Here is a 16001-nt window from a genome sequence, read left to right on the forward strand (position 1 = left end):
AATATCCGGTGAAAATTGCTAATTTAAGCTATTTTGAAAAAAATTACAAAAAAACGTTTATTTTTATTAATAATTGTGGGAAAATGACGATAAGGAAGGTTTGCTTTTAAGACGAGGTCTTAACTAAGCGGAATAATTCGGTCACGTTTGAAATCATACGGCTAAAAAGTCTCTTGCACCGTTTTTTTAAAAAAAAGGCGATAAAAGCGGCTGATTACATTGATAGGGGTGAAAAATTGCAGTTATTCAATAATACTTTTAACGTATTAGAAAATTCATTGAATTACGCCACGGCAAAAAACCGGGCAATTTCAAACAATATATCCAACGTGGATACTCCCGGGTATAAATCAAAGGATGTGTCGTTTGGAAATGTTCTTAATGGAGCACTTGAAGCCGAGCGTACCAATGCGAGACATCTTTCGTTCAGCGAAGGACAAAAAGCAGGTTATCACAAATTCGAACGATCCGGGACTACATATAACCATAATGGAAATAATGTGGATATAGACAAAGAAATGACGGAGCTTGCGAATAATCAGATTTATTACCAGGCACTTGTCGATCGGATGAGCGGTAAATTCCGATCCCTTGAAAATGTTATCAAAGGAGGAGGTGCCTGATGAGTATATTCCATTCCATCAATAACAGTGCCAGTGGTCTGACGGCGCAGAGGCTGCGGATGGATCTGGCTTCTTCCAACATAGCGAACGCCGATTCTACACGGGCGACCCTCAATGAACAGGGGGAATGGGAACCGTATCGTCGTAAAATGGCCGTCCTTGAACCAGGTCAACAATCTTTCCGTTCATACCTGAATCATGCGTCGGGGAAAACTTCAGGGCAGGGAACGGGCGTGCGTGCCACAAAAATAACAGAAGATGACGAACCTTTCAAAAACGTATACCGGCCGGAGCACCCGGATGCAGATGAAGACGGGTATGTGCAGATGCCGAACGTCGATCCTTTAAGGGAAATGACGGAACTTATGAGTGCTACAAGGTCTTACGAGGCTAACATCACTTCCATGAACGCGTCGAAAAGCATGCTGATGAAAGCTCTTGAAATAGGAAGATAGGAGGCGGAGATATGGTAAACCCGATAAACGGATTGCCCCAGATAGCAGTACGCGATATTTCCGGACCGTCAGCTTCCGAGGTCCACTCGAAGTTCGGGGATAGTTTGAAGAACGCTATCGACGGAGTGAATAACGCGCAGGTTGAATCGAATGAAATGACTAAAGCGCTGGCCCGCGGCGAGGTGGACAATTTACACAACGTAATGATCACTTCTCAGAAAGCAAGCATCATGATGTCTACTGCCACAGAAGTTCAGTCCAAAGTGATTGAGGCCTATAAAGAAGTGATGAGAATGCAAGTGTAGATTCTGACAAACAAATACGAATATATGGTTGTTTTTTGTGGGGGCTAATATGAACGAGAAATTTAACGATTTTAAAAATAAAGCGAATGCTTACTGGAGAGATAGGTCAAAAGGGCAAAAAAGACTGATGGTCGGATCAGTTTTTGCTCTTTTGTTCATTATAGTAGTTATTAGTATTTTTGCTTCCAGAACGAATATGGTCCCACTCTATCAGGAACTTTCCCAGTCGGAAGTAGGACAGGTGAAAGGGGAGCTTGAAGCCCGGGGAATAGAATATGAGATAACGGACGGCGGTACAACCATCAGCGTACCCGCCGAGAATGCAGAATCTCTTCTCGTGGACCTGGCAGCGGCCGGGATCCCGGAGAGCGGGAACATCGATTACAGTTTCTTCAGTAATAACGTGTCCTGGGGGATGACGGATAATGAATTCGATATGATCCGTGTCGACTCCATGCAGACGGAACTCGCCGCCCTCATGAGCAGCATCGAGGGGATCAATGATGCAAAAGTGATGATCAACATTCCGGAAGAAGAAGTATTCGTCTCGGACGATCAGCAGCAGACGTCGGCTTCCATTGTAGTGAACACGGAACCCGGACACCGCCTGGAGGCGGGACAGGTGGAAGCATTGTATAATCTGGCATCAAAATCCGTGCCCAATCTTACCAATGAAAATATAGCTATTATGGATCAGAATTTCGAATATTATGATTCCGAAAGTTCTGATGCAGTAGCCGGAGCTGCAGATTATACTCAGCAGCAGGATACTAAAAAGCAGATAGAACGGGATATACAGCAGCGTGTGCAGAAAATGCTCGGCGCCATGATGGGCCCCGGGAAAGCGGTGACGAGTGTCACTGCGGACATCGACTTCACTCAGGAAAAGCGTAAGGAAGAACTTGTCGAATCCGTAAATCCGGATGAAATGGAAGGGCTTCCTGTCAGTATAGAAAAGATCGAAGAAGCCTATACCGGAGGAGCAGCCCCTGGGGGCGTGGCAGGATCAGGCGATGAAGACGTACAGAATTACCCTGGAGAAGATGGAGAGGGACAGGGTGATTATGAAATGACGAAAGAAACGGTTAATAATGAGTTCAATCGCATTTATAAGGATATAGAGGAAAGTCCTTTCAAAATCAGGGATCTCGGTATACAGGTAGCGGTGGATACTGCCAGCGGCCAGAATGAAAACGGGGAAATCGAATATTTGACGGAAGCCGAACAGGAAGAGGTTTCCGGGGAAATTGATGCCCTGCTTAACTCGATGATCAATACTTCAATCAATACTCAGTATGAAGAGAACGTAAATCCGGAAGACAGTGTCTCCATCGTTTTCCAGGAATTCCAGGGTGCTTCTTTCACGGAAGAAGAATCGAAGAAAATTCCGTTATGGATATACATCGTCGGAGGTCTTCTTACTCTTGGTCTTATCTTCTTAGTATTCAGAATTATCCGCAATCGCAGAACCGAAGAAGAATATTATGAAGAAACAGCACCAGCACCGGCCGTTTCCGAACCGTTACCTGACATGGACGATCGGGATGATGAAGCAGCCAGAAGGAAAAAGCAGCTTGAACTCATGGCAAAAGAAAATCCGGAAGATTTTGCTAAGTTATTGCGAACCTGGATTTCGGAAGATTAAGGAGGTGGCTGAATGCCGCAGAAAAAGCTCTCGGGTAAACAGAAGGCGGCTGCCTTACTTATATCGCTAGGTCCGGACGTAGCCGCCCAGGTCTATAAACATTTAAGTGAAGAAGAAATGGAACAGCTGACGCTTGAAATATCTTCCGTACAGAAAGTGGACAGTGCTCAGAAAGAAGAAATTGTCGAACAATTTCATAAGATCGCCCTCGCCCAGGACTACATTTCACAGGGCGGGATTTCTTATGCGAAAGAAGTTCTGGAAAAAGCCGTCGGAAGTGACGAGGCCTCGAATATCCTGAGCCGACTCACTTCCTCCCTTCAGGTAAAACCTTTTGATTTTGCGAGAAAAGCGGAACCTGCTCAGGTACTCAACTTCATCCAGAATGAACACCCCCAGACTATAGCTTTAGTTCTCTCATACCTGGATGCATCTCAGGCCGGCCAGATTCTGTCCGAGCTACCGCAGGAAGTACAGGCGGACATTGCGCGCAGAATAGCCACGATGGATTCCACTTCGCCGGAAGTTATTTATGAAGTGGAACAGATACTTGAAAATAAGCTGTCGGCCACGTTAACGAATAACTATACCGAAACCGGCGGTATAGAGGCTGTAGTGGAAGTACTGAACGGAGTGGATCGAAGTTCGGAGAAGACCATCCTGGATGCACTTGAAGCCCGGGACCCTGAACTTGCAGAAGAAATTAAGAAACGGATGTTTGTCTTCGAAGACATAGTAACGCTCGATAACCGTGGAATACAACGGGTGATCAGAGAGGTTAACGGCGAAGATTTACAGCTGTCTCTCAAAGTTGCGAGTGACGAAGTACAGGAAGTGGTGTTTGAGAACATGTCGGAAAGAATGGTTGAGAATTTCAGGGAAGAAATGGAAATTATGGGCCCTGTCCGCCTGAAAGATGTCGAAGAAGCCCAGACGAGAGTGGTGGGCACTATCAGACAACTTGAAGAGATAGGTGAAATCGTCATCGCCCGCGGAGGAGGAGATGACATCATTGTCTAAACGTATCATACCCATCCGCTCTTTCTCTGCGGGTGAAGGGCACTCACGCGGAAATGAAGAGCGGTTGGCGGCAAAAAGTGAAGAAATCATGCAGAGAGAAGAGGAAGCCGAATCTTTTTTTGAACAAAGAAAACAGCAGGCAGAGAAACTGCTGAACGGTGCGAAGGCCCGGGCAGAAAGAGAAAGAGAGGCCCTTGAGGAAGAAAGGGAGGCCGTTTTTGCAGCAGCCAGAGAAGAGGCATACGAATCAGGTTACACCGAAGGGATGCAGCAGGCCGAAGCAAGGTACGACTCATTAATTGCAAAACTGAATAATCTTATCGACCAGGCTGAAGAAGAGCGGATGGATAAAATTAAGAGTGCCGAAATGGACGTGCTGCATATTGCCATGCACGCAGCCAAAAATATACTCGGGCAATCGCTTCAGGACCATCCTGAACAGTTCCAGCATCTGGTCGCTGAAGCCGTGAAAGAAGTGGCCGATCAGCCGGCTGTTTCTATTTATGTACATCCCGATTTTTATGAACAGGTAGCTGTATACCGGGAGGAGCTCAGAAAAACTATTAATTCCGAAGCCCACGTTTCCGTTTATGTTAAACATTTCGATGATCCACTGGATTGCTATGTCGAATCACCTTTCGGAAGGATAGATGCAAGTGTCGACAGTCAGCTGGATCTGATCAGAAAAGCGGTCATTGAGCTTGTTAAGGAAGGTGAATGAAATGGATATAACGGCAGTCACCGAAGAAATATCTCACGTGCAAAGGTATAAGCATTATGGGAGGATTCACAGAGTGGTAGGACTGATGGTGGAATCGAAAGGACCGGAGGCTTCCATAGGTGATGTGTGCTATATCCATTGTCCGAAGGCGGAAAACGGGATGATCCTGTCGGAAGTTGTAGGATTTCAGGGAGAGAACATACTGTTGATGCCCTATCAGGAGATGGTTGAAATCAAACCGGGAAGCCTTGTGGAAGCTACCCACAGCCCCCTGAATATTAAAGTCGGCAGGGGCTTCATCGGTTCAGTGCTGAACGCGCTCGGAGCACCGATGGATGGAAGTGACCACCCCCTCGGACTCGATAAATTCAAAACGAACCATTCTCCTCCGAACCCTCTTTCCCGCCCGAGGATCAGAGAGCCTATCGAACTCGGAGTAAGGGCCATAGACAGTCTGTTGACCGTCGGGAAAGGGCAGAGGATAGGTATTTTTGCTGGGAGCGGTGTCGGGAAAAGTACGCTGCTCGGTATGATAGCGCGTAACAGCTCGGCAGATATTAACGTGATAGCCCTTATAGGGGAGCGGGGCAGAGAAGTGAGGGAATTTTTGGAGAACGATCTCGGGAAAGAAGGGCTTGAACGTTCAATCGTTGTCGTGGCTACCTCAGATCAGCCGGCTCTGCTCAGGCAAAAGGGAGCGTATACGGCCACAGCCATCAGTGAATATTTCAGATCTCTCGGATACGATGTGAATTTAATGATGGATTCGGTGACCAGGGTCGCAATGGCTCAGCGGGAAATCGGCCTCGCTACAGGAGAGCCGCCGACCACTAAAGGGTATACCCCTTCCGTGTTCGCTATGCTTCCAAAGCTGCTGGAACGGACCGGGAGCAGTGCAGAGGGTACTATCACTGCTTTTTACACTGTACTCGTGGACGGAGACGACTTCAATGAACCTATATCGGACACTGTCCGGGGCATACTGGACGGCCATTTTATCCTTAACCGTAAAATAGCGGAGCAGGGGAGATATCCTGCACTGGACGTACTCAGTTCGGTAAGCAGAGTTATGAACCAGATCGTCACCGAACGCCATCTGCAGACAGCGAAGCAGTTCCGCTCCCTGCTGTCGACGTACGAAGAGAATAAAGAATTAATTCAGATCGGCGCTTATAAAAAAGGGAGCAGCAAAAGTATTGATGCGGCTATCGGTAAGTACCCGGAACTGATTAATTTCCTTTCTCAGGAAACTATGGAAAAAGCACCTTACGAGCTGACAGTCGCAGAGCTTGAAGAATTGTTTCTGACAGATGGATGATTTCAAAGACATAGTCCTCAGATAAAAGAAGCGTCTTTAGAAGGTGGAATAATAGTGAACATAAATGCTTTTCTGAATTTGAAGAAATTCAAGGAACGGGAAAAAGATCAGATGCAAAAGAACTATCAGGCGGCCGTTGATACTTTTGAAGAAAAAGCGACGTCTCTGTACAACCTCCTGAAAGAAAAAGAGGAACTGGAGATGAAAATTGACGATAATCTTTCCGGGGGGATGGTGGACCTTTCGGCCATCCAGCATCATCAGTACGCGGTACAAATGGTGGAAGATGAAGTGAAACAGCTCCATCCGCGGGTGCAGGAAGCAAGGTTCAAAATGAATGAGCTGGAAGATCAGCGTAATGAAGCGTTTAAACAGGTGAAGAAATATGAGAAGCTGATCGAGCTGAAAATAGAGGAACACAGCAGCTGGCTGAAAAAAGAGGAAGCCCGGGAAATGGACGAGATATCTTTACAGCAATACTCAAACAGAGTGAACAGGTGATGAGATGAGCAGGAAGAACAATGAGGAACAGAAAGCCGGGAAATTACAATGGTTCTTTTTCGTTATAGTAGTCCCCCTTATTTTTGTGGCCATTTTTACTATTGTTGTAATGAAGATGATGGGGATGAACGTATTGGAGGAAGCCGCCGACGTCGGCCGGAAAATCCCGGGATTCACAGAAACGGATAATGCGCAAGAAGAGAAGCAGGACGAGCAGAAAAGCGCCGAGCTCGAATCGAAAGTGGAAAACTACAAAAAGGAAATCGAGGAGCTTAAAGGTACCGTTAAAGCCAGAGACAGTAAAATTGAAGATATGAAACAGGAAATAGCTACATTGGAAAGCAGTGTAACCGATAAAGAGGATAAGGAAGAAAATAAACAAAATACGAATGTTACAGAACTGGCGGGTTCCTTTGAAGAAATGGATCCTGAAAAAGCTGCTTCAATATCCGAAAATATGGAACTGGGTATTGTTGTACAGGTGCTGAGAGAAACGGAAAGTGAAGCCAGAGGAGAAATACTGGCCGCAATGGAGCCGGAAACCGGAGCAACTGTAGCTGAACTTCTGGCGACTGAATGAATTGAAAGGAGGTGAAAGTGTTGAAAATAATGGGACCTTTGCCAGCCGTTAATTTATCGGAGAAATCCGTTCCCTTCACCGGAAAAGCCGTATCGCGGTCAGCTGAAGGCGGGTTTGCCGAGTTGATTTTAAACATGAAATCGGCCGGCGATGGAATGGAAGCATCCTCGGAAAATGAAATAATAAGCAAAATCATGAAAGCGATTGAAGAGTATGTGCTCATGCCCGAGGCTTCGCGGACAAACGGAGAGGCAATTTCAGATATGTCTTATATAAGGGCGACAGAGGCTGAAGCGGAACCCGGGCTGTTTATACGTGAAGAAGCGGTAAGCGGAAATTTATCCGTGGAAATCGAAATGATAAACAAGGTCCTGGAAGCGATTGAAGAAAATACAGTCAGCCCTGAACCGCCGTCGCAACCACCGCCCGTAAATGAGGGAACGACGATCGGTGAATTGACGGCCCTGTTGAACAGAGTACCTTCCGGTGAGACATCTACCGTTTTCACTTTGCTTACGAACCTCTTAACTTCAGAATCGCCGCCCCAGGGTGAAGGAGGTGAGCGTGTTTCCGGAAAGGAAACAGAAAATACGTTTCAGATCTTCCGGACTCTTCTGCACACGGTAAAAGCAGCCGGAAGAATAAATAAAGAAGATGTAAAAGTTTTCAAAACCCTGCTTGAAAAATTCATCGCGACTCCGGAGGGTCGAACCGGCAACATCCCGACAGCTGAAACCACAGGTTCTGAAGAAGAGAAAAAGCTGTTCAGGAAACTGGTGAACATTATAAAAGAAGAAACATCTCTGCCTGCTCCAACACGGGAAAGATGGAAGTTACCCGTAAATGAAACGGAAAAATGGGGGACGCAAGCTGTTTCAAGTCGCTCAAACCGTCCCGTTGCAGTATCTGAAGTGAAAACAGAGAAGAATGTCCTCCCCGGTTTTTTTATGCCTATGAGTAGAGCGGAACAGATGACGGTCCAAAACGTTTCCATGGATTCGCAAAACCCGGGACGGCAGCAATTCCTTAAACAGATCCAGGAAATGCTTACTACCAGCCGGATTTTTCATGATGAAGCGGGGAATCAGCGTATGCTGATTAAGTTGAAACCGTCGTCTCTCGGTGAAATGATTCTGAAATTCTCCCAATCAGGCGGGGAAACTACCGTCAGGATGATAGTGAGTACGCAGGCGGCGAAGGAAACACTCGAGAGCAACATGCATCAACTTCGTTCCATGTTCGCTCCCCATCAGGTAGTCGTTGAAAAAGTCGAACCGAACTTTAATCAGCAGTTCCTGTACGAAAGAGACTCTCAGGATGGAAGAGAAGAGAGGGAAGAAGAAGCTCGCACCCCGACTTTTGAAGAAGAGAAAGACGAAGAATTGAAAGCGGAAGAACTCTCTTTTTCCGAAATACTAAATGAGAAAGTTTAGGTGGTCGAATTGAACACAATCGATTCTACGTATTATCTGGAGAACCACATAAAAAAAAGAGATACTCAGGAATCCGGTACTCTCGGAAAAGATGATTTCCTGAAAATACTTATGAGTCAGCTGCAGAACCAGAGTCCGCTTGATCCGATGAAAGACAAGGATTTCATTGCTCAAATGGCACAATTCACTCAGCTGGAACAGATGACGAATATGAGTAATACATTCGAAAAGTATTTTAATAAATCAGAAGGCTCCGTAGCCGAATACAGTCACATGATTGCTAAAGAGATTGCGTATTTCCCGGAAGAGCAAAGTGAAGGGGACCGGGGGGAACTGAAAAGCGGAGTTGTGGAAGCCGTGAGTCTGAAAGAAGGAGAGGTTTTCCTTAAATTAGATGATGGAGCCCGTGTACCTGTTAGCAGCATCCAGGAAGTGAGAAATAACAGGGATGGCGACCAGTATGGAACCTAAAATTCACAGGTCCTATCACCCGATGCCACTGGATGTGAAGTGGGAAAGGCCGAAACCGGAAGGAACGGACCGCTCCTTTCAGGAAGTGCTGGATCAGCAGCTTACGTTAAGTAAACATGCCAGGAAAAGACTGGAAGAAAGAAATATAGATATATCTTCCGAGCAATGGAATAAAATCGGAGAGAAACTGACCGAAGCGAAACAAAAAGGCGTACGTGATTCGCTTGTACTTACGAAGGAAGCTGTGCTGGTGGTAAACACGAACAGCAACACCGTAGTCACCGCGATGGATAAACAATCGGCGAACAGTCGCCTTTTCACCAACATCGACGGGACGATAATTATGTAACAAAGGCCGGACCTTATAAAGGAAGCCTTCCAATCGCGGATGGACAGAAGCGATTGAATTAAAGAGAGGATGAATAACATGCTACGATCCATGTACTCGGGAATTTCAGGAATGAAAGGTTTTCAGACGAAGCTAGACACGATAGGAAATAACATTGCCAACGTAAATACTTTCGGCTTCAAAAAAGGAAGAACGACGTTCCAGGGGATGATGAGTCAGACGATGCAGGATGCTCAGGGCCCGCTTGGGGGCGGTCCCGGGCGTACGCTCGGCGGAGTGAATGCTAAACAGGTCGGTCTCGGTTCCAAAGTAGGTACCATCGATAACCTGCACACCCAGGGAAACAGACAAACAACTAACCGGCCTCTGGACCTTTCCATAGAAGGAGACGGAATGTTCGCCATGTATGAAAGCGGGGATGGAACAGCTACGGGTGGAGGTCTGCAGGGAAATGAGAATATCACTTTTTCAAGAGCCGGAAATTTTTACCTCGACAGTGACGGTGTCCTTGTAAATGGAGATGGTAAGTATATCATCGGAGATCAGGGGAATGGGAATGGAACCGGATTGACGGGCCGGGCAGGCGCGCTGACCATTCCTTCTGACGCCCAGAGCTTCAGTGTACAAAGCGACGGAACCATTAACTACGTGAATCCCGAGGGGGAAACAGAGGTGGCAGGACGTGTGATGCTGGCGAATTTCTCCAACCCATCGGGTCTCAGGAAAATCGGCAACAATGAATTTCGGGAAACGGCCAACGCCGGATGGGTGAACGGTCCGGCAGGCGGCCCTATCGGTATCAATAACTTGAGTATAGCCGGCGAGGACGGATCCGGTCAGCTCGTATCAGGTACTCTTGAAATGTCGAACGTTGATCTGGCTGAAGAATTTACGGAAATGATAACGGCACAAAGAGGATTTCAGGCTAATACGAGAATCATTACTACGTCGGATGAGATTTTGAATGAACTGATCAATCTTAAGCGTTAATTATCATCAACAGGAAGGAGAAGGAGGGCGACACGCCCTCCATACATACTATGATTGAGCTGACAAGATTTAACGGGGAACAGTTTGTTTTCAATGCTATTTACATTGAGCAGGTTCAATCGACGCCGGATACGACCATCACGACTACCAGGGGGAAAACGTTTGTAGTGAAAGAGGAGAAGAAAGAAGTCGTGGGAAAAATAAAACGTTTTTACAGGGAGATCGGTCTGTGGCAGGTAGTCAGTAAAGCAGGTGAAGAATAATGTCCAAATTGATGAAAACTACACTTATCATACTGTCTGTATTAACAGTACTGGGGGTTGGAGCGATAATTCTCGTGCTCAATATGAATGACACGAAAGCTGATGGAGAAAGAAGTATCGACGACATCAGGAATGCTTCTCTGGAGACAGAAGAGATGACGACGGATCTTAAAGATGGGGGTTTTGTCCGTATCAGCTTCCGTATTGTAACGGATGGTAAAGATTCACTGAAAGAACTTGAGAAACGTGATTTTCAAATGAAGAACGTAATCCTCAAACAGCTGGCCCGGATGAACGAAGAGGATTTTAAAGCTGACTTAACCACCCTTGAAGATTCCATAAGTTCAAAACTTAATGAGGTTATGGAGAAAGGGAAAGTTACAAAGGTGTATACAATCAGTAAAGTTCTGCAGTAAAGCAGATTGGCAGAAGGAGGTGGAACAGTGGCGGAAGATATATTATCACAAAGTGAAATCGACTCCTTACTATCGGCTATTTCCACCGGAGAAATGGATGCAGAGGAGTTAAGGAATGATAAAGAGAAAAAAAGAGTGAGGGTATATGATTTTAAAAGAGCCCTCCGTTTTTCCAAGGATCAGATCCGGTCGCTGGCACGGATACATGAAAACTTCGCAAGACTTCTGACCACTTATTTTTCCGCTCAACTGAGAGCGTATGTGAATATAAGTGTGGCTTCTGTCGATCAGCTGCCATACGAAGAATTCATCCGTTCCATTCCCTCCATGACTATACTCAATATGTTCAGTGTGCAGCCGCTCGAGTCGCGCATACTGCTCGAAGCGAACCCGAACATAGCATACGCCATGCTTGACCGGGTCCTCGGCGGCCGTGGGGAAAGCGTCAGTAAAGTGGAGAATCTGACAGAGATAGAAACCACTCTTATGTCTAAACTGTTCGAACGGGCGCTCGGAAACTATCAGGAAGCATGGGGCTCCATAGTGGAAATCGATCCGGTTCTCGAAGAGTTTGAAGTGAACACACAATTTCTTCAGATGGTTTCTCCCAATGAGACTGTAGTTGTCGTTTCGTTGAATACAACGATAGGGGAGACAAGCGGGATGCTGAATATATGTATCCCTCAGGTAGTGCTCGAACCGATCGTTCCGAATTTGTCCGTCCACTACTGGATGCAGCAGAAGCAATTGAAAGAAAGAGACCCGAAAGAGTATCAGGCACTGACGAAAACGGTGGAAAAAACGAAGGTCGATGTAAGTGCTGAGCTCGGCAATACAGACATCAGTATAGATGAGTTTCTGCATTTGAAAAAGGGAGATACGATTCAGCTGAACCAGCCGGTGGACAAACCGCTGCAGCTGAAAGTGGGGAGAGAAGACAAGTTCCTGGTGCAGCCCGGTAAAGTGAAAAATAAAATAGCTGTACAGGTTTTAGAAACCCTGGAAAGGGAGGATAAAGACGATGAAGGATGATATGCTGTCTCAAGACGAAATCGATGCACTCTTAAATGAGAGTGATGATGAAGAAATAGCGGAGAATGTTGTGAATGACGAAGAACAGCCGGGACTTTCCGAAGTCGAGAAAGATACGCTCGGGGAAATAGGTAATATTTCTTTCGGCAATTCCACAACTGCGCTTTCTGCACTCTTAAATCAGAAAGTTCAAATCACTGCGCCCGAGACGACTACAATTTTACGTAAAGAACTGGAGAACACCTTCCCCGAACCTTACGTGGCGGTGCTGGTTACATACACGAGCGGTATTTCCGGTGACAATCTGCTCGTCCTGAAGGTGAAAGATGCTGCAATTATAGCCGATCTTATGCTCGGTGGTGATGGAACTTCTCCGGAAGAGGAGCTTGGCGACATTCATTTAAGTGCCGTTCAGGAAGCGATGAACCAGATGATGGGTTCCGCCGCCACAAGCATGTCTTCGATGTTCCGCACGAGAATCGATATATCCCCGCCGGAAATAACGATGCTCGATATTGATAATAAAATCGGTATTGATTACATCCCCTCGGAGGATCTGCTGACGAAAATATCTTTCCGCCTTAAAATCGGAGAGGTAGTCGATTCCGAAATTATGCAGCTGCTACCCGTTGATTTTTCGAAGGGCCTTGTGGAACAGCTGATGAATCCTGAGAATGAACAGGAAGAAGAAAGGACTGGGAGGCATCCAGGAGACCCGGGTGGAAAACATTCGAATAATACAGCGGAATATTCAGATGTCAAAAGGTCGGCAGCACATGAACAGAACCCGGAGGACACTGCCTCTTTTTCTTCTGCCGGAAACGGAAAACCGCAAATGCTCGGCAGGCACTCGACCGGAGAAAGTCATGCAGAATCGGTGGAGTTTGAAAGTTTCCACAACCACAATGCCGCTCCTTCCGGTCGGAATAACCTCGATATGCTGCTGGACATTCCGCTGAACGTTACGGTCGAGCTGGGACGGACGAAAAGATCCATCAGGGAAATACTTGATCTGAGTTCCGGGTCGATTTTGGAACTTGATAAACTTGCGGGAGAACCGGTGGAAATATTCGTAAATGAAAAGCTGATGGCTACTGGAGAAGTAGTAGTGATCGATGAAAACTTCGGAGTAAGAGTGACCGACATTTTAAGCCAGCAGGACAGACTGAAAAAATTAAGGTAGAACCAGGGAGTGACTGTAAGGATGAGCGAGCGAATAATGATCGTGGATGATGCTGCATTTATGAGAAAGATGATCCGGGATATTGTAGCGAAGAATGGATACGAAGTGGAAGCGGAAGCAGAAAACGGGCAGATGGCTGTAGATATGTATCACGAATACAGACCCGACCTCGTAACGATGGACATAACGATGCCGGAGAAAGACGGGATACAGGCTCTGAAAGAAATAAGGCAGTCGGATCCGGAAGCCCGGGTAGTGATTTGTTCTGCTATGGGGCAGCAGGCGATGGTCGTGGAGGCTATACAGGCAGGGGCAAAGGATTTCGTTGTAAAACCATTCCAGGCGGATCGTATGATCGAAGCGATCCAAAAAGCTCTGAAATAGGTTCCATGAAAAAATTCATAACTCTTACTGTTATCATGTTTTCCGTTTTGTGTCTGAGTCCGGCAGTCGCTTACAGTTCAAGCCCCAGCGTGAGTGAATGTGCCAAGAACCCGGGAATCGACGGATGCAGCGAAGAAGGAGAAGAAGGAGGGGAAAGCAGAGGGGAAAATGAAGAACAGCCTGCTGCCGAACCTTTATGGTGGAGTGCAACCAAACTAATCCTCGCTTTAGTGTTTGTACTCGGACTGATATATGGTGTGCTGAAGTTGATACAGAAAAAGAATAATCTTTTTTCCAATACGCGACAGATGCAGAATCTCGGCGGAGTACCTCTCGGTCAGAATCGCTCCGTACAGGCAGTGAAAATCGGGGGACACGTCTATATTATCGGAGTGGGAGACACAGTGGAGATGCTCACAGAAATCACCGATGAGGAAACGAGGAAGCAGCTGTTAAGCGGCGAGCCCGATCATTCAGGCGACAATGAAAATTCCGGCAAGCAGTTTCATCAGCTCTTTGATAAGCAGCTTTCTCTTATGAAAGAGAACAGGATGAGAAATGGACGCGGAAAGGATCATACAGATGAGTGAATTTGTAGACCTGTTTTCAGGGGCGGACCCTGAAAGTATATCGACTTCCGTTCAGCTGCTTCTGCTTTTGACAATATTGTCGATAGCTCCGGGCATTCTCATTTTAATGACAAGTTTTGCGAGAATCATTATTGTACTCTCATTTGTCCGGACTTCGCTGGCCACCCAGCAGATGCCTCCCAATCAGGTCCTGATCGGACTGGCGCTGTTTCTTACGTTCTTTATAATGGCACCTACCTTCAATGAGGTGAATGAGAATGCTCTGACACCGCTCCTCGAAGAAGAGATATCACTTGAAGAAGCCTATACGAACGCGAGTGAACCGATGAAAGAATTTATGTCTTCCCATACACGACAGAAAGATCTGGAACTGTTCCTTAACTACTCCGGTGCCGAAGCTCCGGAAACTGTACAGGAAATCCCGATGACTACTCTCGTACCGGCTTATGCCATCAGTGAATTGAAAACTGCTTTTCAGATGGGCTTCATGATCTTTGTACCTTTTCTCGTCATTGATATGGCTGTCGCCAGTGTACTTATGTCTATGGGGATGATGATGCTTCCGCCGGTTATGATTTCTCTTCCGTTCAAAATTTTATTGTTCGTTCTGGTGGACGGTTGGTATTTGATTACACATTCTTTACTGGAAGGTTTCTAGGAGGAAAAAAATGAATAGTGAAATGGTTATACAGTTTGCCAAAGATGGGGTGTACACTGTTTTGATCGTGACAGGCCCTTTGCTGATTCTCGCTCTGGCAGTCGGATTACTTGTGAGTATTTTTCAGGCTACTACTCAAATTCAGGAACAGACGCTCGCTTTCGTCCCGAAGATTGTAGCGGTTCTGATCGGTCTTGTGTTTTTTGGTCCATGGATGTTGACCAATATGGTGGAATTTACGGCTTCAGTGTTCAGGAATTTGAACATGCTGGTAGGGTAACCCCGTGGCGGAATGGGCTACACTTGCAAACGTTCCCGCATTTTTACTGGTTTTTATAAGAATCACCGCGTTTTTCGCGACTCTCCCACTATTCTCATATCGGACAATTCCTGCACAGTATAAAGTAGGTTTCTCATTTTTTCTTGCACTAATATTATATATTTCTATTGAACCTCCTCAATTCTCGATAGACGAAATATTTTTTATGCTGATGTTGAAAGAAGCGATTACAGGTCTTTTCATAGGATTACTGGCATACATTGCCATTACTGCAGTCCAGGTGGCCGGGGGATTCATCGACTTCCAGATGGGCTTTGCCATTGCGAACGTCGTCGATCCCCAGACGGGTGCCCAAAGCCCGCTGATAGGTCAGTATCTATATACGGTGACTCTTCTGTTTATTCTCGTAACGGACGGCCATCACTTAATGATTGACGGTATCTTTTACAGCTATGAAGCCATAGAGATCGATCAGTTCCTGCAGCTTCAGGAAGAGTCCTGGATAGAATTCGTCATTTATACATTCAACGAAATGTTCATCTCAGCTTTTCTCATGGCTCTTCCCCTGGTCGGCTGCCTGTTTCTTGTTGATGTGGCACTTGGGATTATCGCCCGTACCGTTCCGCAGCTGAACGTATTTGTGGTGGGGCTGCCTCTGAAAATATTTGTTGCGTTGGCAGTTTTGACAATCGTAATGGGTTTTTATGTGCTTTTAATCGAAGAGATTTTCGATCTCGTTCTTGAAACTATGCGCGGCTTTATCGATGTGCTGGGGAGGTCTTAG

22 protein-coding genes are annotated in these 16001 nt (G+C 46.2%); all 22 read left to right on the plus strand.

The window, feature by feature from the left end; translation table 11 throughout:
- Positions 1-236: 236 nt before the first annotated feature.
- The 22 genes from flgB to fliR all read left to right on the plus strand — a co-directional run bounded on the left by flgB (position 237) and on the right by fliR (position 16001).
- Positions 237-623 (plus strand): flagellar basal body rod protein FlgB, encoded by a 387-nt coding sequence (flgB, locus tag CKW00_RS06445; RefSeq protein ID WP_008587908.1) that lies wholly within the window; start codon positions 237-239, stop codon positions 621-623.
- Positions 623-1078, plus strand: a complete 456-nt coding sequence (flgC, locus tag CKW00_RS06450; protein ID WP_095821881.1) for a flagellar basal body rod protein FlgC — start codon at positions 623-625, stop codon at positions 1076-1078. The genes flgB and flgC overlap by 1 nt, the downstream gene beginning before the upstream one ends.
- A gap of 11 nt (positions 1079-1089) precedes the next feature.
- On the plus strand, positions 1090-1383 hold the full coding sequence (fliE, locus tag CKW00_RS06455; RefSeq protein WP_095821882.1) for a flagellar hook-basal body complex protein FliE: 294 nt from the start codon (positions 1090-1092) through the stop codon (positions 1381-1383).
- A 49-nt stretch (positions 1384-1432) separates the two neighbouring features.
- The gene (gene fliF, locus CKW00_RS06460) at positions 1433-3028 is read left to right on the plus strand and encodes a flagellar basal-body MS-ring/collar protein FliF (protein ID WP_095821883.1); all 1596 of its coding nucleotides are present in this window, start codon (positions 1433-1435) and stop codon (positions 3026-3028) included.
- A 12-nt stretch (positions 3029-3040) separates the two neighbouring features.
- Positions 3041-4048: a flagellar motor switch protein FliG gene (fliG, locus tag CKW00_RS06465; protein ID WP_095821884.1), complete on the plus strand. Its 1008-nt coding sequence runs from the start codon at positions 3041-3043 to the stop codon at positions 4046-4048.
- Entirely contained in the window at positions 4041-4769 is a 729-nt protein-coding gene (gene fliH, locus CKW00_RS06470) for a flagellar assembly protein FliH (RefSeq protein WP_158221282.1), read from the plus strand. The genes fliG and fliH overlap by 8 nt, the downstream gene beginning before the upstream one ends.
- Position 4770: 1 nt before the next feature.
- A complete protein-coding gene (fliI, locus tag CKW00_RS06475; RefSeq protein ID WP_095821886.1) occupies positions 4771-6087 on the plus strand; it encodes a flagellar protein export ATPase FliI in 1317 nt (438 codons plus the stop codon).
- A 54-nt stretch (positions 6088-6141) separates the two neighbouring features.
- Positions 6142-6588, plus strand: coding sequence for a flagellar export protein FliJ (gene fliJ, locus CKW00_RS06480; protein ID WP_095821887.1), 447 nt, complete (start codon positions 6142-6144; stop codon positions 6586-6588).
- Between the two features lie 4 nt (positions 6589-6592).
- A complete protein-coding gene (locus tag CKW00_RS06485; protein ID WP_095821888.1) occupies positions 6593-7168 on the plus strand; it encodes a MotE family protein in 576 nt (191 codons plus the stop codon).
- A gap of 29 nt (positions 7169-7197) precedes the next feature.
- The gene (locus CKW00_RS06490) at positions 7198-8601 is read left to right on the plus strand and encodes a flagellar hook-length control protein FliK (RefSeq protein WP_233129732.1); all 1404 of its coding nucleotides are present in this window, start codon (positions 7198-7200) and stop codon (positions 8599-8601) included.
- Entirely contained in the window at positions 8602-9072 is a 471-nt protein-coding gene (gene flgD, locus CKW00_RS06495; RefSeq protein WP_233129730.1) for a flagellar hook assembly protein FlgD, read from the plus strand.
- Positions 9062-9421: a TIGR02530 family flagellar biosynthesis protein gene (locus CKW00_RS06500; protein WP_095821890.1), complete on the plus strand. Its 360-nt coding sequence runs from the start codon at positions 9062-9064 to the stop codon at positions 9419-9421. The genes flgD and CKW00_RS06500 overlap by 11 nt, the downstream gene beginning before the upstream one ends.
- Before the next feature lie 78 nt (positions 9422-9499).
- Positions 9500-10411 carry a flagellar basal body rod protein FlgG gene (flgG, locus tag CKW00_RS06505; protein ID WP_095821891.1) on the plus strand — a complete coding sequence of 304 codons (912 nt, stop codon included), beginning with the start codon at positions 9500-9502 and terminating at the stop codon, positions 10409-10411.
- A 50-nt stretch (positions 10412-10461) separates the two neighbouring features.
- Complete coding sequence (locus CKW00_RS06510; protein ID WP_008587881.1) at positions 10462-10674, plus strand: flagellar FlbD family protein; 213 nt, start codon at positions 10462-10464, stop codon at positions 10672-10674.
- Between the two features lie 11 nt (positions 10675-10685).
- Positions 10686-11090 carry a flagellar basal body-associated protein FliL gene (gene fliL / locus CKW00_RS06515; protein WP_332889045.1) on the plus strand — a complete coding sequence of 135 codons (405 nt, stop codon included), beginning with the start codon at positions 10686-10688 and terminating at the stop codon, positions 11088-11090.
- Between the two features lie 27 nt (positions 11091-11117).
- A complete protein-coding gene (gene fliM / locus CKW00_RS06520; RefSeq protein WP_095821893.1) occupies positions 11118-12122 on the plus strand; it encodes a flagellar motor switch protein FliM in 1005 nt (334 codons plus the stop codon).
- Complete coding sequence (gene fliY, locus CKW00_RS06525) at positions 12112-13305, plus strand: flagellar motor switch phosphatase FliY (RefSeq protein ID WP_095821894.1); 1194 nt, start codon at positions 12112-12114, stop codon at positions 13303-13305. The genes fliM and fliY overlap by 11 nt, the downstream gene beginning before the upstream one ends.
- Before the next feature lie 21 nt (positions 13306-13326).
- Complete coding sequence (locus CKW00_RS06530; RefSeq protein ID WP_095821895.1) at positions 13327-13689, plus strand: response regulator; 363 nt, start codon at positions 13327-13329, stop codon at positions 13687-13689.
- 89 nt (positions 13690-13778) lie between these two features.
- A complete protein-coding gene (locus CKW00_RS06535) occupies positions 13779-14279 on the plus strand; it encodes a flagellar biosynthetic protein FliO (RefSeq protein ID WP_158221283.1) in 501 nt (166 codons plus the stop codon).
- Complete coding sequence (gene fliP, locus CKW00_RS06540; RefSeq protein WP_008587869.1) at positions 14272-14937, plus strand: flagellar type III secretion system pore protein FliP; 666 nt, start codon at positions 14272-14274, stop codon at positions 14935-14937. Before CKW00_RS06535 ends, fliP begins: the two co-directional genes overlap by 8 nt.
- A gap of 10 nt (positions 14938-14947) precedes the next feature.
- A complete protein-coding gene (gene fliQ / locus CKW00_RS06545; RefSeq protein ID WP_095821897.1) occupies positions 14948-15217 on the plus strand; it encodes a flagellar biosynthesis protein FliQ in 270 nt (89 codons plus the stop codon).
- Between the two features lie 4 nt (positions 15218-15221).
- A complete protein-coding gene (gene fliR, locus CKW00_RS06550) occupies positions 15222-16001 on the plus strand; it encodes a flagellar biosynthetic protein FliR (RefSeq protein ID WP_095821898.1) in 780 nt (259 codons plus the stop codon).

It is taken from the genome of Salimicrobium humidisoli (assembly GCF_002295105.1).
Classification (GTDB): domain Bacteria; phylum Bacillota; class Bacilli; order Bacillales; family Halobacillaceae; genus Salimicrobium; species Salimicrobium humidisoli.